We start from the raw sequence: 26,461 nt of genomic DNA, 5'->3' as shown, positions 1-26,461 counted from the left end.
GTTTCAAAACATTTAGCCACTACATATCGTGTGGCGGTGGCGACAGCACTTCACGGTTACCATTGTGTCCAGGTGCAGAAACGATGCCCTGCGCTTCCATCTGTTCAATGATACGTGCCGCGCGGTTATAGCCGATGCGGAACTGACGCTGAACGCCTGAAATCGACGCACGGCGCTTATCGACCACAAAACCGACCGCCTGATCGAACAGCGGATCGAGCTCTTCATCACTGTCGATGCCACCGGCATTTTCGCTCTCTTCGCCCGCCGTAATGCTGTCGATATATTGCGGACGACCACGCGCTTTCCAGTCCTGAACCACTGCATGCACTTCCTGGTCACGAACAAACGCACCGTGAACACGAATCGGCAGCGAGGAGTTCGGCGGCATGTAGAGCATGTCACCCATACCCAGCAATGACTCCGCGCCGCCCTGATCGAGAATGGTACGTGAGTCAATTTTGCTGGAAACGGTAAAGGCGATACGCGTCGGAATGTTCGCTTTGATCAGACCGGTAATGACATCCACGGATGGACGCTGTGTCGCCAGTACCAGATGGATGCCGGCAGCACGGGCTTTCTGTGCCAGGCGGGCAATCAGCTCTTCCACCTTTTTACCGACTGCCATGATCAGGTCAGCAAACTCATCGACCATCACAACAATATAAGGCAGCTTCTCCAGAACCGGCGGCGTCATATCCATGCTGTCGCCCGGCTTCCAGAACGGATCGGGAATCGGACGACCCATCGCTTCGGCCTGTTCCACTTTTTCGTTGTAGCCCGCCAGATTACGCACGCCCAGCGCCGACATCAGCTTGTAGCGACGCTCCATTTCACCGACGCTCCAGCGCAGCGCATTGGCAGCATCCTTCATGTCTGTGACCACTTCGGTCAGCAGATGCGGAATACCTTCATAGACCGACAGCTCAAGCATTTTCGGGTCGATCATGATGAAGCGAACTTCTTCCGGCGTCGCCTTATACAGCATGCTGATAATCATGGCGTTCACGCCCACAGATTTACCGGAACCGGTGGTACCGGCGACCAGTAAGTGTGGCATTTTCGCCAGATCGGCCACCACCGGCTGACCGGCAATGTCTTTACCCAGCACGACGGCCAGTGGTGAAGGGTTGTCGCGGAATTTAGGGCAATCCAGCACTTCACGCAGATAGACGGTCTGACGATGCTTGTTTGGCAGTTCCAGACCCACGTAAGGTTTGCCTGGGATCACTTCCACCACACGAACCGCTACTGTCGACAGCGAACGCGCCAGATCGCGGGACAGGTTGGAGATACGCGCCGCTTTAACGCCTGGTGCCAGGTCAAGTTCGAAACGGGTAATAACCGGGCCAGGCGAGATACCGACCACCTCCGCTTTGACGCGATAATCGCCTAAGCGCGACTCCACCAGACGGGCAGTCTGCTCCAGCGAGAACATATCAACCGGCTCTTCCTCTTCAGGCGGTGCGGTCAGCAGATCCAGCGAAGGCAGTGGCGTGGAAGGTTTCTCCAGCGGCTGCTCATGGCGCATCAGGAAAGGATGAATCAGGCTGTCATGCAGTGAAGGTTTCGCCTCTTCCACCGGCTGAACCGGCGCTGCCGCTGGCGTGCCATAGCCAGGCGCAGAGTAGGCCGGAGCCTGAGGAGTTGCAGGGGCACCATAAGCGGGCGCAGAGGTCGCCGCAGGCGCAGCATAGTCAGGTTCAGACGGTGCTGCCGGGGCGCTATAGGCAGGCTCTGCCGGGGCAAAGCTGGCTGGTGCAGGAACATGAGCCGGAGCCTGAGGTCTTGAAACCTCACTCACCTGCTGCCAGGGTTCGTGTGAAACCGCTGGGGCTTCAGGTTCTGGCGTCGCCGCAATGGTAAACAGCGGTTCAGAAGGACCGTCATCCACCAGATCTTTCATCGGTGAAAAATCAAACGCTGAGGCGGTATCAATATTGAATACCGGCTCTTTTTTCACTTCTGGCTCATAGCGCTGCTGTTGCTGCTCTGCGAACTGACGGGCCAGTGCATCCTGCTGCAGTGCATCCTGTTCATCTTCCTCGTCCTGCTGCCAGCTGGTGCCGTAACGCTGCTGCTGTTCAGACTGGAAAGCCTGTCGCAGTTCAGCCTGCTGCAACGCCTCTTCAGCATCCGGAGTCGAGGAAACGGAGCCAGCACTAACCGGTTCGGTCTCTTCCGTTTTCGCTTTCTCTGCTGCCATGCGCTGAGAAGGCAGCTTAATGCCATAAGAGGCCAGCTCACGACGGGTTGGCAGTTTTACCGGGTTAGGACGCGGCAGTGCCGGGCCGATACCTTGTTTAACCTGCGGATTGAGATTGGTTTCAGGGGCTAAATCAAAAACAGGCGCAGTACGCGTTGTTGCCTGGGCTGCCGTTGCAGCGGCTGCCGCCGATGCCGATGCCGCGGGGATGGCTGACGTATCCCGCCAGTTACCCATTTTAGGTTCATCATCGTCGTAAGCACTGAACGACGGCGTAGCCGGAGCGTCGTCTGGCATTTCAAAGTGATAAAGCGGTGGTGAGTCTGCGGGTGCAGAAGCACTCTGCGGCGGCGTCGGGGAGTTCGCCACACTCTGCGGAGCTGGCGCGCTCTGTGCGTACGCAGGCGCAGGTTGTGCAGACGGCGATGCAGGAATGGATGTCGCTGACGCGGCAGGCGCCGAAGCTGAAACCACAGCAGCAGCAGATGCGGCGACAGGTGCAGGCGTCACCGTGGCTGCCGGGGCGAGGGTCACCTCGGCGGCTTCAGCGGTAGCCGCGACTGCCGCACTGGTGGCTGCTGCAGCTTTAGCCAGCAGCGGATCCTGTTGTGACGTCGCAGGCTCAGCAGCTGCACGTGGGGCAGAAAGCAGCACATCATCATCCTGATCGGCGGCATGAAGCTCAGGCACATCCGCGTATTCACGCGCGTCCCGCTCGTCATCCTCTTCCTGCCAGGGTTCATCGTGACGTGAGCGGTTGCTGGCAAACGTCAGTACGCCCATGACTACGCCACCAATTCTTTCTGCAATGGTGAGCCATGACCAGCCGGTGTAAAGGGTAATGCCCGCCGCCCAGACGCAGAGCAGCATCAGCGTGCCGCCAGCCGGACTGAACCAGGGTGCAATAGCATTACTGACCAGGCTGCCGATCACGCCGCCCGAAGCAAAGTACCAGATATCATCGGCGTTCAGCGCCGCCATACCACAGGTCGTCACCACCAGCGCGAGGACGCCAATTAAGCGCAGCCCGACGGCAAAGTAGTCAAAGTAGTCCTGGCTGTCGCGCTGACGGAAAGCAATCCAGCACAGACCCAGGATGACGGGCGGAATAGCATACGCCATCACACCAAAGATGAAGAGTAAGGTGTCAGCCAGCCAGGCACCGACGCTGCCGCCGATATTATGGATAGGTTCATGCCAGGCCGTTTGCGACCAGCTCGGGTCGGAAGGGTTAAAACTGACCAGAGAAACCATCAGGTAGATGGCAAACAGCGCCACCAGAATGAGCATTGCTTCCAGCAGACGACGTCCACTGCTCATCGATTGTAACGAAACGTCTTTATCTTCTGTATATTCCTGGCTCAAGAGGACTCTCCAGGTGCCTGTAAAGTAAGAAGCAACAGCGCCGGGCGAGCCCGACGCTGATCCTGTATGAATGCACAGGAGTGTACCGAAATCTCACAGGTTTTGCACCTGCCCTGCATCAGCGAGTTTTGATCACCAGTCGATTGCTCTGTTTAACCTCTTCCATCACCACATATGTACGCGTGTCGTTTACGCCCGGCAGGCGCAACAGGGTTTCACCCAGCAGCTTACGGTAGGCTGACATATCAGGTACGCGCGTTTTCAGCAGGTAGTCGAAATCGCCGGAAACGAGGTGACACTCTTGAGTTTCCTCAAGTTTTTGCACAGCGGCGTTAAATTGCTCAAACACATCCGGTGCACCACGATTCAGAGTAATCTCAACGAACACCAGCAGCGACGCATCCAGATAGTGCGGGTTCAACTGCGCGGTGTAGCCAAGAATAAATCCCTGACGTTCGAGACGACGCACGCGTTCAAGACATGGCGTAGGCGATAAGCCTACGCGTTTGGAAAGCTCTACGTTTGAAATGCGACCATCTTTCTGAAGTTCATTCAGAATGTTCCTGTCAATTCTGTCGAGGTCTTTCCCGGGGCGTTTCTTATTGTCTACCATTATTATTGTCTCTCTTAATTCCTTCCCTTTACCTGCCACGCCCTGAAAACGCTCATTGTTCGGGGCATTTCTGAAGTGAGCTAACAGAGCCTGTGTTCTGACACCTATCGATATGACGCATGTTGTCTGTCCACATCATGCGTCATTATCCATATCAGGCTGCTTTTATTCGGCGTTACGTGCAAAACGGGCGATGAAAACCTGTTTTGTTCCGATAAATGTTATTCGCTTCTGATAATGTTTTCGCAAAAGCGCAGGCGATTGTCAAAGTAAAATCACCAAATTCAGGACAAGATGCCAGACAGTCCGCTGGGTATCTGTTTTTAAATGACTATTTTTCCACTATTGCACCCCTCTAACCCGAGTTTTGCCCCCCTTTTGGCGCATTGGCCAGGCAAAACCGTCGCTCATCGTCTACGCCGTTTGCAGCTATCGTTAACAAAATTGCCTAAGCCTTGTCATTGTCGCCGGATATTCCCTACAATCGCAGGCTATGTCAGCCGAATGAAACTGAGGAACGCATGAGTACGGCCAAACACAGTAAGTTACTCATTCTGGGCTCCGGCCCAGCGGGTTATACCGCAGCCGTTTATGCTGCACGCGCCAACCTGAACCCGGTACTGATCACGGGTCTGGAAAAAGGCGGACAGCTGACCACTACCACCGAGGTGGAGAACTGGCCGGGCGACCCGCACGATCTGACAGGTCCATCGCTGATGGAGCGGATGCATGAGCATGCCGAAAAATTTAATACTGAGATCATTTTCGATCACATTCACACCGTCGATTTGCAGAACCGTCCGTTCCGCCTCACGGGTGACAGTGGCGAATACACGGCAGATGCCCTGATCATCGCCACCGGTGCGTCAGCGCGCTACCTCGGTCTGCCTTCCGAAGAGGCCTTTAAAGGCAAAGGCGTCTCTGCCTGTGCAACCTGTGACGGCTTCTTCTATCGCAACCAGAAAGTCGCGGTGATTGGCGGTGGCAACACGGCTGTGGAAGAGGCGCTCTACCTGGCGAATATTGCGGCTGAAGTGCACCTTATTCACCGTCGTGACAGCTTCCGCGCAGAGAAGATCCTGATCGACCGCCTGATGGAAAAAGTGCGCAATGGCAATATCGTGCTGCACACCCATCGCACGCTGGAAGAAGTGGTGGGCGATCAGATGGGTGTCACCGGTCTGACGCTGCGTTCTACCCAGAACAGTGATGAGACAGAAGCGCTGGAGGTGGCGGGTCTTTTTTGTTGCTATCGGACACAGCCCGAATACGGCCATTTTTGAGGGTCAGCTGGCGCTGGAGAACGGTTACATCAAAGTTCAGTCAGGTCTGCACGGCAACGCCACTCAGACCAGCATCCCTGGCGTCTTTGCGGCAGGCGATGTGATGGACCATATCTATCGTCAGGCGATCACCTCTGCGGGCACCGGCTGTATGGCCGCGTTAGACGCCGAACGCTTTCTTGACGGACTGGTTAAAAACGATCAGTAAGTTGTTAACCCTCTGATCTCAAATGTTCCTGGCGACGGTTTTTCCGTCGCCTTTTTTTATTGCTCTCATGCTAGATTCTTGCGCCTGAAGAGATGGAAATGTCTTTCCATTTTCACCCGTCATCGACATTCATCATGGTCTCGCATGGACAAATCGCGGCAGCAGCATCTTACCCGCTGGCTTCGTCAGCAACGTCATTTCGCCGGTCGCTGGTTGCGACTCAACACCCTGCTGGGCATGGCAAGTGCACTTCTGATCATTGCTCAGGCGGGTTTACTGGCCTCGCTGCTGCAGGCTCTGATTGTTGACCAGCAGCCGCGTGAATCCCTGACAGTCAGCATCCTGCTGTTACTGCTCTGCTTTGTGCTCCGCGCCCTGATTAACTATGCCCGTGAACTGACCGGTTATCGTGCCGGACAGGCTATCCGTCAGGCTTTACGTCAGCAGGTATTAGATCGGTTATCTGATCTGGGGCCGGCGTGGATTCAGGGAAAGCCAGCCGGCAGCTGGGCGACGCTGCTGCTGGAGCAGATCGAAGAGATGCAGGAGTATTACTCGCGCTATCTGCCGCAGATGACCCTGGCGGTGCTGATCCCCTGCTGCATTCTGCTGACTATTTTTCCGCTCAACTGGACGGCGGGTCTGATCCTGTTTGCCACCGCGCCACTGATTCCGCTGTTTATGGCGCTGGTCGGGATGGGTGCGGCCGAGGCCAACCGCCGGAACTTCCTGGTGCTGGCCCGCCTGAGCGGTAACTTTCTCGACCGCCTGCGCGGCAGAGAGACGCTGCGGCTGTTTCATCGTGGCGCAGCTGAGCAGCAGGCGGTTGCCGCCGCCACCACCGATTTTCGCCAGCGCACCATGGAAGTGCTGCGCTTAGCCTTTCTCTCCTCTGCCGTACTGGAGTTTTTTGCCTCGCTGGCGATTGCCGTGGTGGCCGTCTACTTTGGCTTCTCCTATCTGGGCGAATTGCATTTTGGTGATTACGGCCAGGGCGTGACGCTGTTTGCCGGCTTTCTGGTGCTGATCCTCGCCCCGGAGTTTTTCCAGCCGCTGCGCGATCTCGGCGCTTTCTATCACGCCAAAGCCCAGGCTGTAGGCGGTGCCGATGCCCTTGAAGCCTTTATGCAGGCGACGCCTGCCACCGCGCCGCAGGAAGGCCAGTTGCCCTTCACTGCCGATCGCTCAATCGCACTTATCGCCGAAGATCTGCGTGTCAGTGCGCCTGATGGTCAGGTGTTGTGCGGCCCGCTCTCTTTTACTGTCGCCCCCCGGCGAACAGATTGCGCTGGTCGGTCAAAGCGGGGCCGGTAAAACGGCCCTGATGAACGCCCTGCTCGGTTTTCTGCCTTATCAGGGTTCGCTGAAAGCGAATGGCGTTGAACTTCGCGATATACGACGGAGTGACTGGCATCAGCAGCTCAGTTGGGTAGGACAGAATCCTCAGTTACCGGCCGCCACCTTGCGCGACAATATCGTGATGAATGCGGCCTGGGATGACGAGCGTTTTGCGGCACTGCTGGAGTCGTGCGGCATTAATGAGTTCCTGCCTCGTCTGCCCCAGGGCATTGACACCCTGCCAGGCGATGGCGGTAATCAGCTGTCGGTGGGTCAGGCGCAGCGGGTCGCGGTCGCGCGCGCACTCTATAAATCCTCGCATTTTTTGCTGCTCGATGAACCCGCAGCCAGCCTGGATGCGCTCAGTGAACGTCATGTGATGCTGGCGCTGAACCAGGCGGCAGCCCGCCAGACTACGCTGATGATAACCCATCAGATTGATACGCTAAGTCACTGGCAGACCCTCTGGGTAATGGAAGCCGGTAAGCTGGTGCAACAGGGTAACTGGCAGCAGCTGTCGCAACAGCCGGGTGCGTTCAGTGAGATGCTGAAGCATCGTCAACAGGAGATTCGCTGATGTCCGCCTTGCGTCCTTTTCTTCGTCTCTGGCTGCGCCACCCTTATCGCCTGGCGCTGGGCATCGTGCTGGCGATTGTTACCCTGCTGGCCAGCATCGGCCTGCTGACGCTTTCAGGCTGGTTTCTGGCCGCCTCGTCAGTGGCAGGCGTAGCCGGTCTCTATACCTTCAACTATATGCTGCCTGCGGCAGGCGTGCGTGGCGCCGCCATCATTCGCACTGCCGCACGCTATGCTGAACGGCTGGTCAGCCACGATGCAACATTCAGGGTTCTTCAGCATCTGCGTGTCCACACCTTCAGTCGCCTGATGGCCCTTTCGCCAGGCCAGCTTTCGCGGTTCCGGCAGGCGGACCTGCTCAACCGCTTCGTGGCCGATGTCGATACGCTGGATCACCTCTATCTGCGCGTCATCTCGCCGCTGTTCGGCGCACTGGTGGTGATTGTCGTGGTTACCTTCGGAATGAGCTTCATCGATGTTCAGCTGGCACTGACGCTGGGCGGCATTATGCTGAGTACGCTGGTGGTGATGCCAGCGCTGTTTTACCGTCTGGGATCGCCGGCAGGCGGCGCTATTGCCCGTGGGCGCGCCCGCTGGCGCTTGCAGCTGATGCAGTGGCTGGCGGCTCAGGCTGAACTCACCCTGTACGGTGCCTCGCAGGGCTGGCGTCAGCAACTTGATGAAGATGAACAGCGCTGGCAGCAGGCTCAGAGCCAGCAACAGCGCTTGCAGGCTGCGGCACAGAGCCTGCTGCTGCTGATCAGCGGCGTAACCGTCACACTGTTGCTCTGGCTCAGTGCGGCGACAATCAGCCAGCAGCAGTTGCCCGGCTCGCTGATTGCCCTGGTGGTGTTTTGCGCGCTGGCTGCTTTCGAGGCGCTGGCACCGGTTGCAGGGGCCTTTCTGCCCATGTCGCAGGTGATCAATGCCGCTCAGCGGGTCAATGACATTATCGATCAGTCACCCGCTATCACCTTTCCGGCAGATTCAGATGCCCGGCCAGGACGTCTCGCGGTCGATATCGATCAGCTCGACTTCAGCTATCCCGACCGCCCGGATAAGGTGCTGAACCGCTTTACCCTTAAGGTGGCAGCCGGTGAACACATTGCACTGCTGGGGCCGACCGGCTGCGGTAAATCCACTCTGCTGGCGCTGTTAACCCGTGGCTGGGATAGCCAGCACGGTGTCATCAGCCTGAATGACCTGCCGATCACCGCATGGTCAGAGCCAGCGCTGCGTCAGCGCATCAGTGTAGTGACTCAGCGGGTGCATCTCTTCAGTCAGAGCCTGCGTGATAACTTACTGCTGGCCTGTCCCGATGCTACTGATGAGCAGTTACGCCGCGTGCTGAATGACGTCGGCCTGCAGCGCCTGCTTGAGAGCCCGGAAGGATTAAACGCCTGGATGGGAGAAGGCGGTCGCCCGCTGTCAGGCGGTGAACTGCGTCGGCTGGCGCTGGCGCGTGCGTTACTGCATGACGGCGATCTCTGGCTGCTGGATGAACCCACCGAAGGACTGGATGCCACAACCGAGCAGCATATCCTCACCCTGCTGCAGCGGCTGACCGCTGGCAAGACCGTGATAATGGTCACGCACCGTCTCAGCGGCCTGGAGCAGATGGATCGCATCTGCGTGATGGATAATGGCGTGATTGTGGAACAGGGAAGTCATGCCGAATTAATCTCAAAAGCGGGTCGGTACTGGCGTTTCCGACAGCGGATTGCGCTATAGTCTTAGCGAAATGCTGATAGGTAACATAACGCGATGAGACTGGTACAACTGTCACGGGAATCTTTGCAATTTCCCCCACCGGAGATGGCGCTGCGCGAGCCAAACGGCCTGCTGGCCATGGGGGGGTGATCTCTCCCCCTGCCCGGTTACTTAACGCTTATCAGCGCGGCATCTTTCCGTGGTTTTCTTCTGGCGACCCGATTCTCTGGTGGTCGCCCGATCCCCGTGCAGTGCTGTTGCCTGAGCAGTTTCATCTCAGCCGGAGCATGAAGCGTTTCCACAGCCGTTCGCCCTATCGGGTGACGATGAATGAGTCATTTGCCGAGGTGATCGAGGGCTGTGCCACCGGTCGTGAGGAAGGCACCTGGATCACCTTTGAAATGAAGCGCGCCTGGTTGCGATTGTATGAACTGGGCCACGCTCACTCCATTGAAGTATGGGACGAACATCAGCTAGCAGGTGGCATGTATGGGCTGGCGATGGGGCAAATCTTCTGCGGCGAATCAATGTTCAGCCGTCAGCAGAATGCGTCAAAAACCGCACTTTGGGTATTTTGTCAGCATTTCCTCAGACATCAGGGCCGTCTGGTGGATTGTCAGGTACTTAACCCTCATACGGCCTCGTTGGGCGCGCAGGAGATACCGCGCGCTGACTATCTGCAATATGTACAAAGCCTTGCGTGCCAGCCTGTCAGCGATGGCTGCTGGCAGACACAAACCCTTTTTTTAGTCGCACAGAGATGTTTTGCACACATAAAGGCGTATTAAGTGGTATAATGGTCGAGTTTGGTATGTCGTCCGCGCTTCGCAATAACGAGCCGGAATTGCCAGGCTGGGAATCTCAACGCACTCTCGGAACTGTTTTCAATCGTGCGCGTGTAACCGGTTGATACAGATTCTTAGCCCGCTAATCCCCCCGCAGACGTCACATAAACACCCTAATTTTACCGGATGCGCGCGACTGACGTGCACCCCTGCAAAGCGTTGGCAAAATCGCCGACGGTTCTTTACATAAATCGTTGAATTGGGCATTATCTTGCCGGTTCAACTGAAAGGTAGTACACCCAGAGGATTCGATGGCCAAAGAAGACAATATTGAAATGCAAGGTACCGTACTGGATACGTTACCTAACACCATGTTCCGCGTAGAACTTGAGAACGGACACGTGGTTACTGCTCATATCTCCGGTAAAATGCGCAAAAACTACATCCGCATCCTGACGGGTGATAAAGTGACCGTTGAGCTGACCCCGTACGACCTGAGCAAAGGCCGCATTGTCTTCCGTAGTCGCTAATTTGCAGTAATCTCATCGCTCTGCAATTTGCAGCGAAAAAAAAGGCCGGATTTTAATCCGGCCTTTTTCATATCTGCAGCAGGTGATTAATGAACAGTGCCTTCGGTTTTGCGTTTTTCAGCACTCAGGAAGTGATAGGTCAGTTCACCTTTCTCACGATCCAGCGCCACTGACACCGAGCCGCCATCCACCAGCGAACCAAACAGCAGTTCATTGGCTAACGGTTTCTTCAGGCTGTCCTGCACGGTGCGCGCCATCGGACGAGCGCCCATCGCTTTGTCGTAGCCTTTCTCAGCAAGCCAGTCGCGTGCTTCATCGCTGACTTCCAGCGACACGCCTTTGGCATCCAGCTGCGCCTGCAACTCGACAATGAACTTGTCGACCACCTGATGGATCACCTCTGGTGACAGGTGGCTGAACCAGATAATGTTGTCGAGACGGTTACGAAACTCTGGAGAAAACATCTTTTTTGATCTCTTCCATGGCATCGGTGCTGTTGTCCTGATGAATCAGGCCAATCGACTTACGTTCAGTCTCGCGGACACCGGCGTTAGTGGTCATGACCAGCACCACGTTGCGGAAGTCCGCTTTGCGACCGTTGTTGTCGGTCAGCATACCGTTATCCATCACCTGCAGCAGCAGGTTGAAGACATCCGGGTGTGCTTTCTCAATCTCATCCAGCAACACCACCGCATGAGGATGCTTAATCACTGCATCCGTCAGCAGGCCGCCCTGATCAAAACCGACGTAACCCGGAGGCGCACCAATCAAACGGCTGACGGTGTGACGCTCCATATACTCGGACATATCAAAGCGCAGCAACTCAATGCCCAGCGCTTTCGCCAGCTGCACGGTGACTTCCGTTTTACCGACACCGGTAGGCCCGGCAAACAGGAAGGAACCGACCGGCTTACGATCCTGACCCAGACCTGCACGGCTCATTTTGATCGCTTCCGTCAGCGCCTCAATGGCGTTGTCCTGACCAAACACCAGCATCTTCAGACGATCGCCCAGATTTTTCAGCGTATCTCGGTCGCTTGCTGACACGCTTTGCTCAGGAATACGGGCAATACGAGCCACCACCGTTTCAATGTCAGAGACGTTGATGGTTTTCTTGCGCTTACTGGCTGGCATCAGGCGCGCTCGCGCACCCGCTTCATCAATCACATCAATCGCCTTGTCAGGCAGATGACGGTCGTTGATATATTTCACCGCCAGTTCCACGGCTGCGCGCACCGCTTTCGCGGTATAGCGCACATCGTGATGCGCTTCGTACTTGGTCTTCAGGCCATTCAGGATCTGCACGGTCTCTTCTGGTGAAGGCTCCGTAATATCGATCTTCTGGAAGCGACGCGCCAGGGCACGATCTTTTTCAAAGATGTTGCTGAATTCCTGATAGGTGGTGGAACCCATCACCCGAATCTTGCCAGAGGAAAGAAGAGGTTTGATCAGGTTCGCAGCATCGACCTGGCCGCCGGATGCCGCACCCGCACCGATGATGGTATGGATCTCATCGATAAACAGAATGCTGTGTTCGTCCTGCTCCAGCTGCTTCAGCAGCGCTTTGAAACGTTTTTCAAAGTCACCACGGTACTTGGTGCCGGCTAATAACGAACCGATATCCAGCGAGTAGATCGTGCAGTCTTTCATCACTTCCGGTACATCGCCCTGCTCTATGCGCCAGGCGAGACCTTCAGCAATGGCGGTTTTACCCACACCCGACTCACCCACCAGCAGCGGGTTATTTTTACGGCGACGACATAGCACCTGAACGGTACGTTCCAGCTCTTTATCGCGACCAATCAGTGGATCAATACCACCGACGCGAGCAAGCTGATTAAGATTGGTGGTGAAGTTTTCCATACGCTCCTCCCCGCCTGCTTGCTCTTCGTTAACCGGATTTTCTGCGCCTGGCGCCTGGCCGGACTCATCTTTACGCGTACCGTGAGAGATGAAGTTCACCACATCAAGGCGGCTCACTTCATGTTTGCGTAGCAGATAAGCCGCTTGCGACTCCTGCTCGCTGAAAATGGCGACCAGCACATTCGCACCGGAGACTTCGCTGCGACCGGATGACTGGACATGGAAAACCGCACGCTGCAGGACGCGCTGGAAGCTAAGCGTGGGTTGTGTATCACGCTCCTCTTCGCTGGCAGGCAGCACGGGCGTAGTTTGTTCGATGAAGGCTTCGAGTTCCTGCCGCAGAGCCACAATGTCCACCGTACAGGCTTCCAGTGCCTCTCTGGCCGACGGGTTACTGAGCAACGCTAGTAACAGATGCTCGACGGTCATAAACTCATGACGGTGCTCACGCGCTCTGGCGAAAGCCATATTTAAACTGAGTTCCAGTTCTTGATTGAGCATTAGGCACCTCCCCCCAATTATCGCCCTTACCTGTTTCCTATATGGAGACGGGTTCAGGCCTTTTCCAGCGTACACAGCAACGGATGATGATTTTCCCGTGCATAGTTGTTCACCTGGGCCGCTTTTGTTTCGGCGACTTCTGCAGTAAATACACCACAGATCGCCTTGCCGTGATAGTGAACTTTCAACATCAGCTGCGTTGCACGTTCAACATCATAAGAAAAGAACTTTTGTACAACGTCAATAACAAATTCCATAGGTGTATAATCGTCATTATTCAGAATGACTTTATACATAGAAGGCGGCTTTAACCCTTCACGTACTTTATCGTCGGCCAGATGTTCAAAGTTAAGCCAGTCGTTTGCATTTGCCATAGTGTTCCGTTGAGATTTTGCTTTTAGCCTTTAAGTAGCTACATATTGAGAGTTTAACATGCCTGTCAAGCCGCATGCCGCTGCTGAAAATTTATTCAGAAATTCCCCTGCGCGACCTGCATCACAAAATTTGCAATAGCGTTAACTGCCTCAAATTTTGATGATTTTTTCCCCACCTGGCCCGGTGGTTTGCTTGACGTCAGCCGCGCTTTCTCTACATTCTAGCTGCACAGGCTGATTGAGTTTTAATCAAATCCGACTCACAGCTTCGATGACCTCACCTACTTATAAAATGTCTTGCGAGGGAAGTAAAAGCATGGAGACGGGCACAGTTAAATGGTTCAACAATTCCAAAGGCTTTGGCTTTATCTGTCCGATTGGCGGTGGCGAAGATATTTTTGCGCACTACTCCACCATTCAGATGGAAGGCTACCGCACGCTTAAGGCAGGCCAGCAGGTTCAGTTCGATGTCCACGAAGGCCCGAAAGGCAATCACGCCAGCCTGATCGTGCCGGTCGAGGTGCAGGCTGTGGCCTGACACATATCGCCTTTCTGAACAAAGACCCAAAAATGCCAGCCAGTGCCGCTGGCATTTTCCTGTTCGATGTCACCTAATCTGCCTGGCCCTGCGCCAGTCCAATCACCCGGGCAAACATCTGCCGCATCAATGGCGGGATGGCCTCTGGCCCGCGTTCCGCCGCCGACGTAGCCACTGCGATCGCCAGTTCCGGCTTGGAGCTCTGGTGAATCGCTTTAGTAATAATACGCCTGGAACTCATCGGAACGTTTAACGGCAGGTGCGCCATCTGATGATAGACATCCTGAAAGCCGTGCTGATAGAGAAAATTTTCCATATCCAGCGCTGGTAACTGCGTCAGAAAACGCGGCTCCGGTTCACCCGGCTGTAACTGAGTGCGTGCCGTACTGGCATATTTATTCCCCGCCTGATCACCGTCAGTCAGGACATGCCAGGCGATACCCATGCGCCGGGCAAACTTCAGTAGCGGTTTTAACCCCGACTGCGCAAACTCAATCACCTTCACGCCTTCAGCGGCGAAGTTGTAACCGCACTGCTGCGCCAGCTCATTCATGATCCAGACTTCGGTTTCTCCCTCCACCAGCAGCCAGCAACGGGCGAACAGCGCAGCAGGCCGGTTGACCCGAATATGGAAGCCGATGCGCCGGCTCTCTTCGGCACTCAGTCCCTCCGGACCGATGCGCCAGGCCGCTACGCGCGAGGGTCCACGCACCAGACGACAGACGTTTTCCACCGGCACCTGCGACAGCAGCTCCGGCGAATTAGTGGTGGCGATTTTTTGCAGCGGCAGCAGCCTCAGCAGATTCCATGCTACCGACAGCATAATCGGATGCAGCCGGGTTTCCGGATCTTCAATCAGCAGCAGCGGGCGGGCACCGGCGGCCAGCGGGACGTCTCCTCGTGCCTCAATCAGCAGGGTAAACATCTGCAGCAGTATCAGCTGACGGCTGCGGGAGTCGGTTCCGGCAATCAGCTGATTCAGGTGATCCAGCGCCCGCCATCCCTGTTCCCCCTCACGCGTCTGAGGATCCCGTAGCCTGACCTCGTTGCCCGCATCGGGCGGCTGTACCAGGAAGTAGTGCTGCATCAGTTGCTGCATCGTCTTCAGCCCCTGCCGCAGCACCTCATCGCTGAGCTGTTGCGGATGGTGCTCCAGATCGCGCGCCAGCGTCTCCATACCCGCCAGTAGCTCAGGATGTGCGGTGGGGAGCGGTGCACTACTCCGCGTCCGCTTACTGAAACGCGCATCGCGCAATCGCAGAACCGGATACCGTTTCAGCAAAAGATCGATGGCCGCCGCGCAGTTCTGCTCAGGCAACAGCTGATAGTTCAGGTCAACAAAACGGCGGCGGGTTTCGATACCGCTGTCACGCCAGGTGGCGCTGACGCTGTAACAGAGCTGACGCTGGCCCTGAGCATCACGCTGCCAGAAGGTCGAGAGCACCGCATCCGGGTCGTTGCCGTCATCGCGAAAGTGGAACACCACCGACAGGCGGCGCATCGCATCGGTCACATCGCCTGGGGTGAAATGGAAATCAGCCTCGGTAAAAACATAGGCCGGTTCATGGGGCGAAAGTAACAGGCTCAGGGCATCCAGCAGACTGGATTTGCCCCAGGCGTTCTCACCAATCAGCAGATTGGTCTGGGTTAAAGGCAGTGAGAGCTTATTGATGCCGCGGAAACCGCGAATGTCGATATGTTCCAGAATCATAGGCGTCCATCCTCAGTTTATAAACAGCATGGTTGCCGCCAGCGAGCCGGTCAAGCCGCTTTCTCAGGGTTTACTCCGTTACGCTTTTTCGCTAGCGTGTGGCCTCTTCCACCATGGATGGCCCTTATCGCTATGTACTCCGGACTCCTGATTATTCTTCTGCCGCTGATCGCCGGCTGGCTGCTACCGTTCCGTCAAACTTCAACCCTGCGCCGGGTCAATCAGCTGCTGGGCTGGATGGTTTACGTCATTCTGTTCTTTATGGGCATCAGCCTGGCCTTTCTCGACAACCTGAGCAGCAATCTGCTGGCGGTATTTCACACCGCGCTGGTAGCGGCCTTCTGCATTCTGCTGTGCAACCTGCTGGCGCTGCGCGGGCTGGAAAAATATGCCCCCTGGCAGCATGCGCACCGGCAGGAGAAACTGCCCTCGCGGCTGCATATGGCGCTGGACTCTCTGAAGCTGTGCGGCGTGGTTGTCATCGGTTTTCTGCTTGGCCTGACCCAGTGGCCACTGCTGCACCACGCCTCAACGGCCAGCGAATATGCGCTGATCTTCCTGCTGTTTCTGGTTGGCATTCAGCTGCGCGGCAGCGGCATGACGCTGCGTCAGATTATCCTGAACCGTCGTGGCCTGCTGGTTGCCAGCGTGGTGCTGGTCAGCGCGCTTATCGGCGGCATGATTGCGGCGTTGCTGCTGGGCGTGCCGCTGAAAACCGGTCTGGCGTTAGCCAGCGGTTTTGGCTGGTACTCTCTCTCCGGCATTCTGATGACCGAAGCTTTTGGTCCGGTCATCGGCAGCGCCGCCTTCTTCAACGACCTGATACGTGAACTGGTGGCAATCATGCTCATTCCGGCGCTGATTGGCCGTCATCGCTCCAGCGCACTGGGCCTGTGTGGCGCCACTTCAATGGACTTTACCCTGCCGGTGCTGCAGCGGGCGGGCGGCAATGAGATCGTCCCGGCCGCCATTGTGCACGGCTTTGTGATGAGCCTGCTGGCCCCGATTCTTATCGCCCTCTTCTCCGCCTGAATCCTGTCTGATATGCGCTGAGCTCTGCCAGCGCATTTTTTCACGCCTGCTTTTCTGCCGTGTCGTCTACGCTTCTTTTTTCGGTTCTGGTCACGTCACTCTTCAGGGCGGGCCGACAAAGGAGAAGAGCATGAAACAAACCGTCGCGGCGCTGGTCGCCAAAACGCTGGAAAGCGCGGGCGTAAAACGCATCTGGGGCGTCACCGGGGATTCCCTTAACGGCCTGAGCGACAGTCTTAATCGCATGGGCACCATTGAATGGATGCCGACGCGCCATGAAGAAGTCGCCGCATTCGCAGCGGGCGCGGAAGCGCACATCAGCGGTGAACTGGCGGTCTGCGCCGGCTCCTGTGGGCCAGGCAACTTACATCTGATCAACGGTCTATTCGATTGCCATCGTAACCGCGTTCCTGTTCTGGCGATTGCGGCACATATTCCCTCCAGCGAAATCGGCAGCGGCTATTTTCAGGAAACCCATCCGCAGGAGCTGTTCCGCGAATGCAGCCACTACTGCGAACTGGTTTCGAACCCTGAGCAGCTCCCGCAGGTGCTGGGCATCGCGATGCGTAAAGCGATTCTGAATCGTGGTGTCTCGGTGGTGGTGCTGCCTGGGGAGGTCGCGCTTAAACTGGCGCCAGAGAGCGCCAGCGCGGAATGGTATCCGCCACAGTTGCCGCAGGTCCTGCCACAGCCCGCCGAACTGGCGCAGCTGGCGCAGACGCTGAACGAAGCCAGCGATATTACGCTGTTGTGCGGCAGTGGCTGCGCCGGAGCGCATCAGGAGGTGGTAGCGCTGGCAGAAGCGCTGAAAGCCCCTATCGTCCATGCGCTGCGCGGCAAAGAACACATCGAATATGACAACCCTTATGATGTCGGCATGACCGGACTGATCGGTTTCTCATCCGGTTTCCACGCCATGATGAATGCCGGGACGCTGGTGTTGCTGGGCACGCAGTTCCCCTATCGCGCCTTCTATCCGGAAAAGGCTAAAATCATCCAGATCGACATCAATCCGGGCAGCCTTGGGTCACATTGTCACGTCGATCAGGCCTATGTCGGCGATGTGAAAAGCACACTGCAGGTGCTGCTGCCGCAACTGACACACAAAAGCGATCGCAGCCATCTCGACAGCGCGGTTAAGCACTATGGCGAGGCGCGCAAAAAGTCTGGACGAGCTGGCGCAGCCCAACGACAAGCAGCCGATCCATCCGCAATATCTGGCACAGCAGATCAGCCACTACGCCAGTGATGACGCCATCTTTACCTGCGATGTCGGGACACCGACCGTCTGGGCGGCGCGCTATCTGAAGATGAACGGCAGACGTCGCCTGCTGGGTTCGTTTAACCACGGCTCAATGGCGAACGCGATGCCACAGGCGCTGGGCGCGCAGTCGATTGATCGCAATCGTCAGGTGGTAGCACTGTGTGGCGACGGCGGCTTCAGCATGCTGATGGGGGGATTTTATCTCGCTGGCGCAACTGAAAATGCCGGTCAAACTGGTGATTTTCAACAACAGCGTGCTGGGCTTTGTGGCGATGGAAATGAAAGCGGGTGGCTATCTTACCGATGGCACCGAGCTGGAGAATCCTGACTTTGCCGCTATCGCCGAGGCCTGCGGTATCCGGGGTATCCGGGTGGAAAAGGCATCCGATCTCAATGGCGCGCTGGAGCAGGCGTTTGCCCACGATGGCCCGGTGCTGGTGGATGTCATTACCGCCAAAGAGGAACTGGCGATGCCGCCCGAGATCAAAATGGAGCAGGCTAAAGGCTTCAGTCTCTACATGCTGCGCGCCATTATGAATGGTCGCGGTGATGAGGTAGTAGAACTGGCGAAAACCAACTGGCTGCGGTAAAACAGAGACTCCATCCAGGCGGGCGCGATGCCCGCCTTTTTTTCTTCCGCCACGTTCAGGAGCATAGGGTGATCGATTTACGCAGTGATACCGTAACCCGGCCCAGCGCCGCCATGTTAAGCGCGATGATGTCTGCCGAAACCGGTGATGACGTATACCGTGACGACCCCACCGTAAATGCTCTGGAGGCGGAAGCCGCAAGGCTGAGCGGCAAAGCAGCGGCGCTGTTTTTCCCGACCGGCACCCAGGCGAATCTGGTGGCGCTACTCAGCCATTGCGAACGCGGCGATGAATATATCGTGGGTCAGCAGGCGCACAACTACAAATATGAGGCGGGCGGCGCGGCGGTGCTGGGTAGTATTCAGCCACAGCCGATTCTGGCCGCCGACGATGGTACGCTGCCGCTCGACGTAGTAGCGGCCGCCATCAAGCCGGACGACATTCACTTTGCCCGCACCCGCCTGCTGAGTCTGGAGAACACGCATCACGGTAAAGTTTTGCCGCTGGCGTATCTGGAACAGGCGTGGACCTTTACCCGCGAGCACCAGCTGGCGCTGCACATTGATGGCGCACGCATTTTCAATGCGGTAGTCGCGCAGCAGACCATGCTGGCGGCGATTGCCCGCTACTGCGACACCCTGACCATCTGTCTCTCTAAAGGTCTGGGCACGCCTGTCGGTTCTCTGCTGTGTGGCGACACGGCGCTGATTGAGCGCGCACGTCGCTGGCGTAAAATGACCGGCGGCGGCATGCGCCAGGCCGGTATTCTGGCCGCGGCGGGTCTCTATGCGTTAGAACACAATGTGGCGCGGCTGCAGGAGGATCATGACAATGCCGCCTGGCTGGGACAGCAGTTGCATGAGCTGGGCGTTCAGGTCATCGATCAGCAGACCAACATGCTGTTTGTGGCGGTGCCGGAAGCCCAGGTCAAACCATTAGGTGAGTGGATGAAGGCGCGCGGGGTGTTAATCAGCGCAGGAACCCGCACCCGTCTGGTCACCCATCTGGATGCTGATCGTGCGGCACTGGCGCAGGTCGTCGCCCACTGGAAGGCGTTTTTACACCAATAATCCGCTATTGCGCCGCGCCATATTTATCCAGTAGCGCGGCGGCTATCGCGGCGGTTTCTGCATCGGGCTGCCCGCGATAATCCGCAGGCCGGAAATGCATCTGAAACGCGGCGATCACCCTCTGCTGTTCACGCGCGCTCATCTCTGCCGTCACCGGATAGCCATAGCGCTGCAAACTTTCCAGTAGTGGCTCCACGGGCACCACCGCGTGCGGATCCTGACCCGCTAAATGAAACTGCACTCGTCCGGCTTCGGGCCAGGCACCCATTCCGCGCTGGGCCAGCTGATGCCACGGAAAGAGTGGGCCTGGATCCTGCTTACGCTGCGGCGCGATATCACTGTGACCGACAATATTTTCCGGTGTGATGCCGTAGCGCTGTGCAATATCGCGCAGCAGCGCCTCCAGCGTGGTGATCTGCGCAGCGGTAAACGGCTGCCATTCAAGACCGGTCAGGGTCCGGCGATAACCCTGGTTTACCAGTTCGATACCAATCGATGTGTCATTGATGCGGCTGGCTCCGCGCCAGAAGCTTGGACCGGCATGCCAGGCGAGCTGCTGCTCCGGCACCAGTTGCCAGATAACACCTTTCCCGGCGCGCTGTGGCGGCTGGCGGGGGATCAGATAGTGGGCGCTGACTTCCCGATCGGTCAGGGTCGCCAGCGACGAAGAAAAATCTTCGGCGGTGTAGTGGATCACAATCACCTTCACCCTCGGTCGCGCGCCCTGCGCCGGATGCCGCAGATCGGCCCAGTAGCCGTCACGGGATTCTATCCCGGACTGGCAGCCCGCCAGCAGCAGCGCCAGTATCAGCCACAGCCACCGTTTCAACGAATGATCACCGCCGTGCCGCTGACGCTCACCATCAGCATGCTGCCATCTTTGCCGACCGTTTCGTAGTCAATATCGATACCGACCACTGCGTTGGCGCCCAGCGCTTTTGCCTGCTCCTCCAGCTCTTCAAACGCGATCTCTCGCGCTTTACGCAGCTCTTTCTCGTAAGCACCGGAGCGGCCACCGACCACATCACGGATGCCAGCGAAAAAGTCACGGAAGATGTTGGCACCCAGAATCGCTTCACCGGTGACGACGCCACAATATTCGCTGATGCTGTGACCTTCCAGCGTGGGGGTTGTTGAAAATTTCATCGCATTCTCCTTGTTGAAAACCGGGCTAAGGCTCTTTCGACTAAAAAGCACGGCTATACTCTATGCTAAAAAGGGCACCTTGCCAGAGAACCATAAGGAAATCGAGATGAGAAACAACGCGTTTGCGCTAATGATCCCGGCGGCCCTGCTGCTCAGCGCCTGTACCACCGTTGAGCCAGTGATTAAGGATAATGGCCCTCGTACCGCACCGTGCATTGAAGGCGGTCCTGACCAGGTGGCCCAGCAGTTTTACGACCTGCGTATCGAACAGCCTACGCAGGGTCTGCCCGACAGCAACACCCTGGCAAAATATCGCCCTTATCTGAGTGATGCGCTGTACCACTCATTGCAGGCGGCCAGCGGCAGCAATGCAGGCGCACAGTGGCGCAATGGCGATCTCTTCTCCAGCCTGTCACAGGGTCCGACCGCCGCCAGCGTCGCTGATGCTTCCACCATTCCGAACCGCGATGCGCGCAACATCCCGCTGCGGGTCGATCTGAGCCGCGACGGCAAGCAGTGGCAGGATGAAGTGCTGATGATCCATCAGGGCAGTTGCTGGGTGGTGGATGATGTGCGCTACATGGCCAACCCTGCGCATGCAGAGGGTGGCAGCCTGAGCCAGATGCTTGAGAAATCGAAAAAATAACCTCAGGCTTAACCGTTCAGAGAAGCGCAGTCGCCTCCGGGCGCTGCGCTTTTTTTATTTCCGCCGCCCGTCCCGCTGCAGCGCGCTGCCCCCAGGCAGCGCATGATATTGTGCTAAGCTTTTGCGGTTAGCCTGCTGTTTTACAAATTTTAACCCACCTTATTTGCATAACTATTCTGGTGACGTTAAAATCCGCGACACTAATAGCTATTCAAATCTGGCGCATGAGTATTCAACTAAACGCAATAAACTGCTTCTACGGTGCTCATCAGGCGCTGTTCGACATTAACCTTGAGTGTCCGCAAGGCGAGACCCTGGTACTGCTGGGTCCCAGCGGTGCGGGTAAGAGTTCGCTGCTGCGGGTGCTTAACTTGCTGGAGCAACCGCGTTCAGGTCAGTTGCAGATTGCCGGTAATCAGTTCGACTTCAGCCAGAAACCCTCCGATGCTGCGATTCGCGAACTGCGTCAGAACGTCGGTATGGTGTTTCAGCAGTACAATCTCTGGCCGCATCTTACCGTGCTGCAGAATCTGATTGAAGCGCCCTGCCGGGTACTGGGTCTCAGCAAAAGTGACGCCCGCGCCCGCGCCGACAAGCTGCTTGACCGGCTGCGCCTGACGCCCTACAGCGATCGCTTTCCGCTGCATCTCTCCGGTGGTCAGCAGCAGCGTGTGGCAATTGCCCGCGCGCTGATGATGGAGCCGCAGGTGCTGCTGTTCGATGAGCCGACAGCCGCGCTGGACCCTGAAATTACCGCACAGATTGTCAGTATCATTCGCGAACTGGCCCAGACCCGCATTACCCAGGTGATTGTGACCCATGAAGTGGAGGTGGCACGTAAAACGGCCAGCCGCGTCGTCTATATGGAGAACGGTCACATTGTGGAACAGGGCGATGCCAGCCGCTTTACACAGCCGCAAACCGAGGCGTTTGCTCACTATCTTTCGCACTAAGTCAGGATGCTAAAAATGAAAAAAATGGTACTTGCTGCACTGCTTGCTGGTTTTAGCCTGAGCGCTACGGCGGCACAGACGATTCGTTTTGCGACCGAAGCCTCTTATCCTCCTTTTGAGTTTGTGGATGCGGACAACAAGATTCAGGGCTTTGATGTCGATCTGGCCAATGCGCTGTGTAAAGAGATTGACGCGACCTGCACCTTCACCAATCAGGCGTTCGACAGCCTGATCCCAAGCCTGAAATTCCGTCGTTTTGATGCGGTGATGGCGGGCATGGATATCACGCCAGATCGTGAAAAACAGGTCCTGTTCACCAAGCCTTACTACGACAACTCCGCGCTGTTTGTTGCCCAGAAAGGCAAAGTCGCCAGCGTGGAAGCGCTGAAAGGCAAGCGGGTTGGCGTCCAGAACGGCACCACCCATCAGAAATACCTGACTGAGAAACACAACGAAATCACCACCGTTCCTTACGACAGCTATCAGAATGCGGTGCTGGATCTGAAAAATGGCCGTATTGATGCTGTGTTCGGTGACACCGCAGTCGTCAACGAATGGCTGAAGCAAAATGCCGCGCTGGCTGCCGTTGGTGAGAAAGTCACGGACAAAGCCTACTTTGGTACCGGCCTGGGCATTGCGGTACGTACCGGTAACACCGATCTGCAGACCAGATTCAATGGCGCGCTGGATAAGATCAAAGCAGACGGCACGTACAAAACCATCTACAGCAAATGGTTCCAGCAGTAATCTCTGATGAATGAAATGATGACCCTCGCAAGCGCCGCCGGCATGACCGTCGGCCTTGCTGTTTGTGCTCTCATCGCTGGCCTGGTGCTGGCGATGATTTTCGCTGGCTGGGAGTCACTGCGCCTGAAACCGCTGGCGTGGATTGGCACCGGCCTGGTGACGCTGATCCGCGGCCTGCCGGAAATTCTGGTGGTGCTGTTTATCTATTTTGGCGCCTCACAGCTGCTGCTCACCCTCTCTGACGGCTTCACCCTGAATTTCGGCCTGTTTCAGTTACCGATTCAGGTTGAAATTGAAAACTTCGACGTCAGTCCGTTCCTGTGCGGTGTGATAGCGCTGGCGATGCTCTATGCCGCCTACGCCTCGCAGACGCTGCGCGGCGCGCTGAAAGCGGTGCCGATGGGTCAGTGGGAGTCGGGTCAGGCGCTGGGCATGAAAAAATCGGCCATCTTTCTCCGGCTGATTATGCCGCAGATGTGGCGTCACGCCCTGCCCGGTCTGGGCAATCAGTGGCTGGTGCTGCTGAAAGATACCGCGCTGGTCTCGCTGATTAGCGTCAACGATCTGATGCTGCAAACCAAAAGTATCGCCACCCGCACGCAGGAGCCGTTTACCTGGTTCCTGGTGGCGGCCGCTATCTACTTAGTGATCACGCTGTTCAGCCAGGCGGTGTTACGCCGCATCGAACTGCGCACCACCCGCTTTGAACGGGGGAACAGCTAATGCTGGCCTATCTGCCTGAACTCCTGAAAGGGTTGCATACCAGCCTGACGCTGACGGCAGCCTCGCTGGTCGTGGCCCTGCTGCTGGCGCTGCTCTTCACCGTGATGCTGTCGCTGAAAACGCCGGTGTTCAACCCGCTGGTCAAAGGCTTTATTACACTGTTTACCGGCACACCGCTGCTGGTGCAGATCTTCCTGATCTATTACGGTCCGGGACAGTTTCCCTCGATCCAGCAGATCCCCTGGCTGTGGCATTTACTGTCGCAGCCCTGGCTGTGCGCGATGCTGGCGCTGTCGCTGAACAGCGCGGCTTACACCACGCAGCTGTTTTACGGTGCGGTGCGTGCGATTCCTTCCGGACAGTGGCAATCGTGTGCCGCGCTCGGCATGAGCCGCAAAGATACGCTGCGCATTCTGCTGCCATATGCATTTAAACGCGCCCTCTCCTCCTACTCCAATGAAGTGGTGCTGGTGTTCAAAGGCACCTCGCTGGCCTACACCATCACCCTGATGGAAGTCATGGGACACGGCCAGTTGCTCTATGGCCGCACCTACGACATCACAGTCTATGCCGCGGCGGGTCTGGTTTATCTCTGCGTTAACGGTTTGCTGACGCTGATGATGCGGCTGATCGAAAAGCGCGCCCTGGCCTTCGAACGACGTAACTGATATCCGGGCGAGGCCCCTCGCCCTTTTCGCCTGAAAAATCACACTAATTGCATAAAAATGCATTTTATGGCAGGGTATCGCCTTCTCTGGCTGACCACATCACAGGAATCATAAAATGAAAAAATGGATTGTTGCCGCTGCGCTGGCTTCACTGGCACTTACCGCCCAGGCAGCGGAAAAGATTCGCTTCGCCGCCTCAGCGACCTACCCGCCGTTTGAATCCCTGGATCGGGAAAATAACCTGGTGGGATTCGATATCGATCTGGCCAAAGCGCTGTGCCAGCAGATGAAAGCGGAGTGTACCTTTACCAACAATGCCTTCGACAGCCTGATCCCGTCACTGAAGTTCCGCCGCTATGACGCAGTGATTTCCGGCATGGATATCACCACTGAGCGCAGCAAGCAGGTCGATTTTACCCAGCCTTATTACGCTAACTCCGCCATCGTGATCGCCCGTAAAGGCCAGTTCAGCAGCTTTGCTGAGCTTAAGGGCAAACGCATCGGCGTGGAAAACGGCACCACTCACCAGAAGTACCTGCAGGATAAGCATCCGGAAGTGAAAGTGGTAGCCTATGACAGCTATCAGAATGCGATTCTGGATATGAAAAGTGGCCGGCTGGATGGCGTGTTTGGCGACAGCGCGGTGGTGAATCAGTGGCTGAAGACCAATGCGGATCTCGCCACTGTCGGTGAACATGTTACGGATGCGGACTACTTTGGCACCGGTCTCGGCATTGCCGTACGCAAAGGCAATACGGCGCTTCGCGATCAGTTTAATCAGGCGCTGAACGAACTGAAAGCCAACGGCAGCTGGCAGCAGCTTAATCAGAAGTGGTTCCCGGAGTAATTACCGGCTGAGGCAGCCTCTGCCGATGCTTTCCCGGACTCGTGCTGACGGCGGGTTAACAGCGTCAGCACTTCAAAATGGGCGGTGTGGGGAAACATATCGAACAGTTGCACCTTCGTCACCTCATAGGCGCTCAGTCGGGCAATATCCTGCGCCATGGTCTGCGGATTGCAGCTTGAATAGAGCAGATAATCCGGAGCCATCTGGCTGAGATAGTTACACAGCGCCTCACCAATCCCACGACGCGGTGGATTAACCAGCACCAGCTGCGGCACCGCATCGCGTCCGGTCGCAAACGCCGTAGAATCCAGCGCCGCAAACTGCACTTTTTCCAGCCCCAGCATCTCAGCGGAACGTTGGGCGCATTTTATCGCCTCGGCGCTGATCTCAATGCCCGTCAGTTCCATCTCCGCTGTCGCGCAGTGCAGACCAAAACCGCCCACGCCGCAGAAGAGATCCCACATGCTGTTGACCGGCAGCGCCCTGACCCAGTCGCGCGCGGTGGCATAGAGTGCGCTGGCAACCTGCGGGTTGGTCTGGAAGAAGCTTTGCGGGCGGATCCACAGCGGCACGCCGTTGAAGTTCTCTGCCAGCGACTGCGCGGGCGTCAGCGCAATCTCCTCTTCCCCCTCCAGAATCGCCATATGCACCGGCTGAATATTGGCAGAGATCACCGCCAGCTGCGGCAGTTGCTGTTGCAGCCACGGCAATGCGGCGCGCAGCTGTTCCAGTTTCGCGGTTGAACGCAGGACAAAGCGCAGCATCACGCCGCCCTGCTGGCTTTCGGTTATCAGCAGGAATTTGAGTTCGCCGCGTTTGCGCGCCACGTTATAGGGCGTCAGTCCGGCACGGGCGATAAAGGGCTTAAGTGCAGCAAAAACCGGCTGGAAGCTGGCGGGATAGAGCGGACAATCGCACAGATCCACAGCTTCACCATCACGATGGATTAATCCCAGCACCGGACGCTCGACGCTGCCACTCACCACCATTTTGGCTTTATTACGAAATGCCTGCTGCGGTGATGCGATCGGCGGCAACCAGGCAGCGACCGGCTGCTCAGCCAGTAACTGTTCCAGCAGCGACTGTTTGTCGTTCAGCTGAGTGGGATAGGGTTTTTCCAGCCACTGACAGGAGCGGCAGCGGTTAGCGTCATAAAGCGCGCAGTGCATGGTAA

At 56.8% G+C, this 26,461-nt stretch carries 18 protein-coding genes and 5 pseudogenes; 15 read left to right on the top strand and 8 right to left on the bottom strand.

Features of this window, described 5'->3' with window-relative positions; all coding sequences use genetic code 11:
* Positions 1-19: 19 nt before the first annotated feature.
* Together JNO11_RS06125 and lrp are read right to left on the bottom strand one after the other, a co-directional pair.
* Positions 20-3,571 (bottom strand): DNA translocase FtsK 4TM domain-containing protein, encoded by a 3,552-nt coding sequence (locus JNO11_RS06125; RefSeq protein WP_325177075.1) that lies wholly within the window; start codon positions 3,569-3,571, stop codon positions 20-22.
* A 118-nt stretch (positions 3,572-3,689) separates the two neighbouring features.
* Positions 3,690-4,184 carry a leucine-responsive transcriptional regulator Lrp gene (gene lrp / locus JNO11_RS06120; RefSeq protein ID WP_006118610.1) on the bottom strand — a complete coding sequence of 165 codons (495 nt, stop codon included), beginning with the start codon at positions 4,182-4,184 and terminating at the stop codon, positions 3,690-3,692.
* A gap of 521 nt (positions 4,185-4,705) precedes the next feature.
* Here lrp and trxB point away from each other — a divergent pair.
* The 5 genes and pseudogenes from trxB (at position 4,706) to infA (ending at position 10,614) form a co-directional block, all read left to right on the top strand.
* A pseudogene (gene trxB / locus JNO11_RS06115) lies at positions 4,706-5,675 on the top strand (thioredoxin-disulfide reductase).
* Positions 5,676-5,819: 144 nt separating this feature from the next.
* Positions 5,820-7,590: pseudogene (gene cydD / locus JNO11_RS06110) on the top strand (cysteine/glutathione ABC transporter permease/ATP-binding protein CydD).
* Entirely contained in the window at positions 7,590-9,320 is a 1,731-nt protein-coding gene (gene cydC, locus JNO11_RS06105) for a cysteine/glutathione ABC transporter ATP-binding protein/permease CydC (protein ID WP_325177074.1), read from the top strand. Before cydD ends, cydC begins: the two are co-directional and overlap by 1 nt.
* 33 nt (positions 9,321-9,353) lie before the next feature.
* Positions 9,354-10,087: pseudogene (aat, locus tag JNO11_RS06100) on the top strand (leucyl/phenylalanyl-tRNA--protein transferase).
* A gap of 308 nt (positions 10,088-10,395) precedes the next feature.
* Positions 10,396-10,614 (top strand): translation initiation factor IF-1, encoded by a 219-nt coding sequence (gene infA / locus JNO11_RS06095; RefSeq protein ID WP_002211347.1) that lies wholly within the window; start codon positions 10,396-10,398, stop codon positions 10,612-10,614.
* 86 nt (positions 10,615-10,700) lie between these two features.
* Here infA and clpA read toward each other — a convergent pair.
* Together clpA and clpS are read right to left on the bottom strand one after the other, a co-directional pair.
* A pseudogene (clpA, locus tag JNO11_RS06090) lies at positions 10,701-12,978 on the bottom strand (ATP-dependent Clp protease ATP-binding subunit ClpA).
* A 53-nt stretch (positions 12,979-13,031) separates the two neighbouring features.
* Entirely contained in the window at positions 13,032-13,352 is a 321-nt protein-coding gene (gene clpS, locus JNO11_RS06085; RefSeq protein WP_010254453.1) for an ATP-dependent Clp protease adapter ClpS, read from the bottom strand.
* Between the two features lie 316 nt (positions 13,353-13,668).
* Between clpS and cspD the strand changes: the two genes are divergently transcribed.
* Positions 13,669-13,890: a cold shock-like protein CspD gene (gene cspD, locus JNO11_RS06080; protein WP_010254451.1), complete on the top strand. Its 222-nt coding sequence runs from the start codon at positions 13,669-13,671 to the stop codon at positions 13,888-13,890.
* 73 nt (positions 13,891-13,963) lie between these two features.
* On the opposite strand, the gene JNO11_RS06075 is transcribed toward cspD, so the two are convergent.
* On the bottom strand, positions 13,964-15,601 hold the full coding sequence (locus JNO11_RS06075) for an ATP-dependent endonuclease (protein WP_167429933.1): 1,638 nt from the start codon (positions 15,599-15,601) through the stop codon (positions 13,964-13,966).
* Between the two features lie 132 nt (positions 15,602-15,733).
* On the opposite strand from JNO11_RS06075, the gene JNO11_RS06070 reads away from it, so the two are divergent.
* From JNO11_RS06070 to ltaE, 3 genes and pseudogenes are all read left to right on the top strand, one after another.
* Positions 15,734-16,633, top strand: coding sequence for a lysine exporter LysO family protein (locus tag JNO11_RS06070; RefSeq protein WP_010669750.1), 900 nt, complete (start codon positions 15,734-15,736; stop codon positions 16,631-16,633).
* Between the two features lie 130 nt (positions 16,634-16,763).
* Positions 16,764-18,487 (top strand): annotated as a pseudogene (poxB, locus tag JNO11_RS06065) (ubiquinone-dependent pyruvate dehydrogenase).
* A gap of 68 nt (positions 18,488-18,555) precedes the next feature.
* Positions 18,556-19,557 (top strand): low-specificity L-threonine aldolase, encoded by a 1,002-nt coding sequence (ltaE, locus tag JNO11_RS06060; protein ID WP_325177073.1) that lies wholly within the window; start codon positions 18,556-18,558, stop codon positions 19,555-19,557.
* Positions 19,558-19,561: 4 nt separating this feature from the next.
* Here the strand turns inward: ltaE and JNO11_RS06055 are convergent, their stop codons facing one another.
* Both JNO11_RS06055 and JNO11_RS06050 read right to left on the bottom strand, forming a co-directional pair.
* Positions 19,562-20,386, bottom strand: coding sequence for an N-acetylmuramoyl-L-alanine amidase (locus JNO11_RS06055; RefSeq protein WP_325177072.1), 825 nt, complete (start codon positions 20,384-20,386; stop codon positions 19,562-19,564).
* Positions 20,383-20,703: a heavy metal-binding domain-containing protein gene (locus JNO11_RS06050; RefSeq protein WP_003849304.1), complete on the bottom strand. Its 321-nt coding sequence runs from the start codon at positions 20,701-20,703 to the stop codon at positions 20,383-20,385. The genes JNO11_RS06055 and JNO11_RS06050 overlap by 4 nt, the downstream gene beginning before the upstream one ends.
* Before the next feature lie 106 nt (positions 20,704-20,809).
* Here JNO11_RS06050 and JNO11_RS06045 point away from each other — a divergent pair, with 106 nt between their 5' ends.
* The 6 genes from JNO11_RS06045 to JNO11_RS06020 all read left to right on the top strand — a co-directional run bounded on the left by JNO11_RS06045 (position 20,810) and on the right by JNO11_RS06020 (position 25,287).
* Positions 20,810-21,349 (top strand): lipoprotein, encoded by a 540-nt coding sequence (locus JNO11_RS06045; protein WP_010254434.1) that lies wholly within the window; start codon positions 20,810-20,812, stop codon positions 21,347-21,349.
* A 224-nt stretch (positions 21,350-21,573) separates the two neighbouring features.
* Positions 21,574-22,302, top strand: coding sequence for an arginine ABC transporter ATP-binding protein ArtP (gene artP, locus JNO11_RS06040; RefSeq protein WP_010254433.1), 729 nt, complete (start codon positions 21,574-21,576; stop codon positions 22,300-22,302).
* 15 nt (positions 22,303-22,317) lie between these two features.
* Positions 22,318-23,049, top strand: coding sequence for an arginine ABC transporter substrate-binding protein (artJ, locus tag JNO11_RS06035; protein WP_325177071.1), 732 nt, complete (start codon positions 22,318-22,320; stop codon positions 23,047-23,049).
* 6 nt (positions 23,050-23,055) lie between these two features.
* The gene (gene artQ / locus JNO11_RS06030) at positions 23,056-23,772 is read left to right on the top strand and encodes an arginine ABC transporter permease ArtQ (protein ID WP_010254430.1); all 717 of its coding nucleotides are present in this window, start codon (positions 23,056-23,058) and stop codon (positions 23,770-23,772) included.
* A complete protein-coding gene (gene artM / locus JNO11_RS06025; protein ID WP_325177070.1) occupies positions 23,772-24,440 on the top strand; it encodes an arginine ABC transporter permease ArtM in 669 nt (222 codons plus the stop codon). Before artQ ends, artM begins: the two co-directional genes overlap by 1 nt.
* Before the next feature lie 115 nt (positions 24,441-24,555).
* Entirely contained in the window at positions 24,556-25,287 is a 732-nt protein-coding gene (locus JNO11_RS06020) for an arginine ABC transporter substrate-binding protein (protein ID WP_010254425.1), read from the top strand.
* On the opposite strand, the gene rlmC is transcribed toward JNO11_RS06020, so the two are convergent.
* Positions 25,266-26,456 carry a 23S rRNA (uracil(747)-C(5))-methyltransferase RlmC gene (gene rlmC / locus JNO11_RS06015; protein WP_325177069.1) on the bottom strand — a complete coding sequence of 397 codons (1,191 nt, stop codon included), beginning with the start codon at positions 26,454-26,456 and terminating at the stop codon, positions 25,266-25,268. The genes JNO11_RS06020 and rlmC overlap by 22 nt on opposite strands.
* Between the last annotated feature and the right edge of the window lie 5 nt (positions 26,457-26,461).

It is taken from the genome of Pantoea sp. 1B4 (assembly GCF_016925765.1).
GTDB classification, from domain to species: domain Bacteria; phylum Pseudomonadota; class Gammaproteobacteria; order Enterobacterales; family Enterobacteriaceae; genus Pantoea; species Pantoea agglomerans.
The sequence above is the reverse complement of the archived record's forward strand: the minus strand, read 5'-3'. Positions and strand labels throughout refer to the sequence as shown.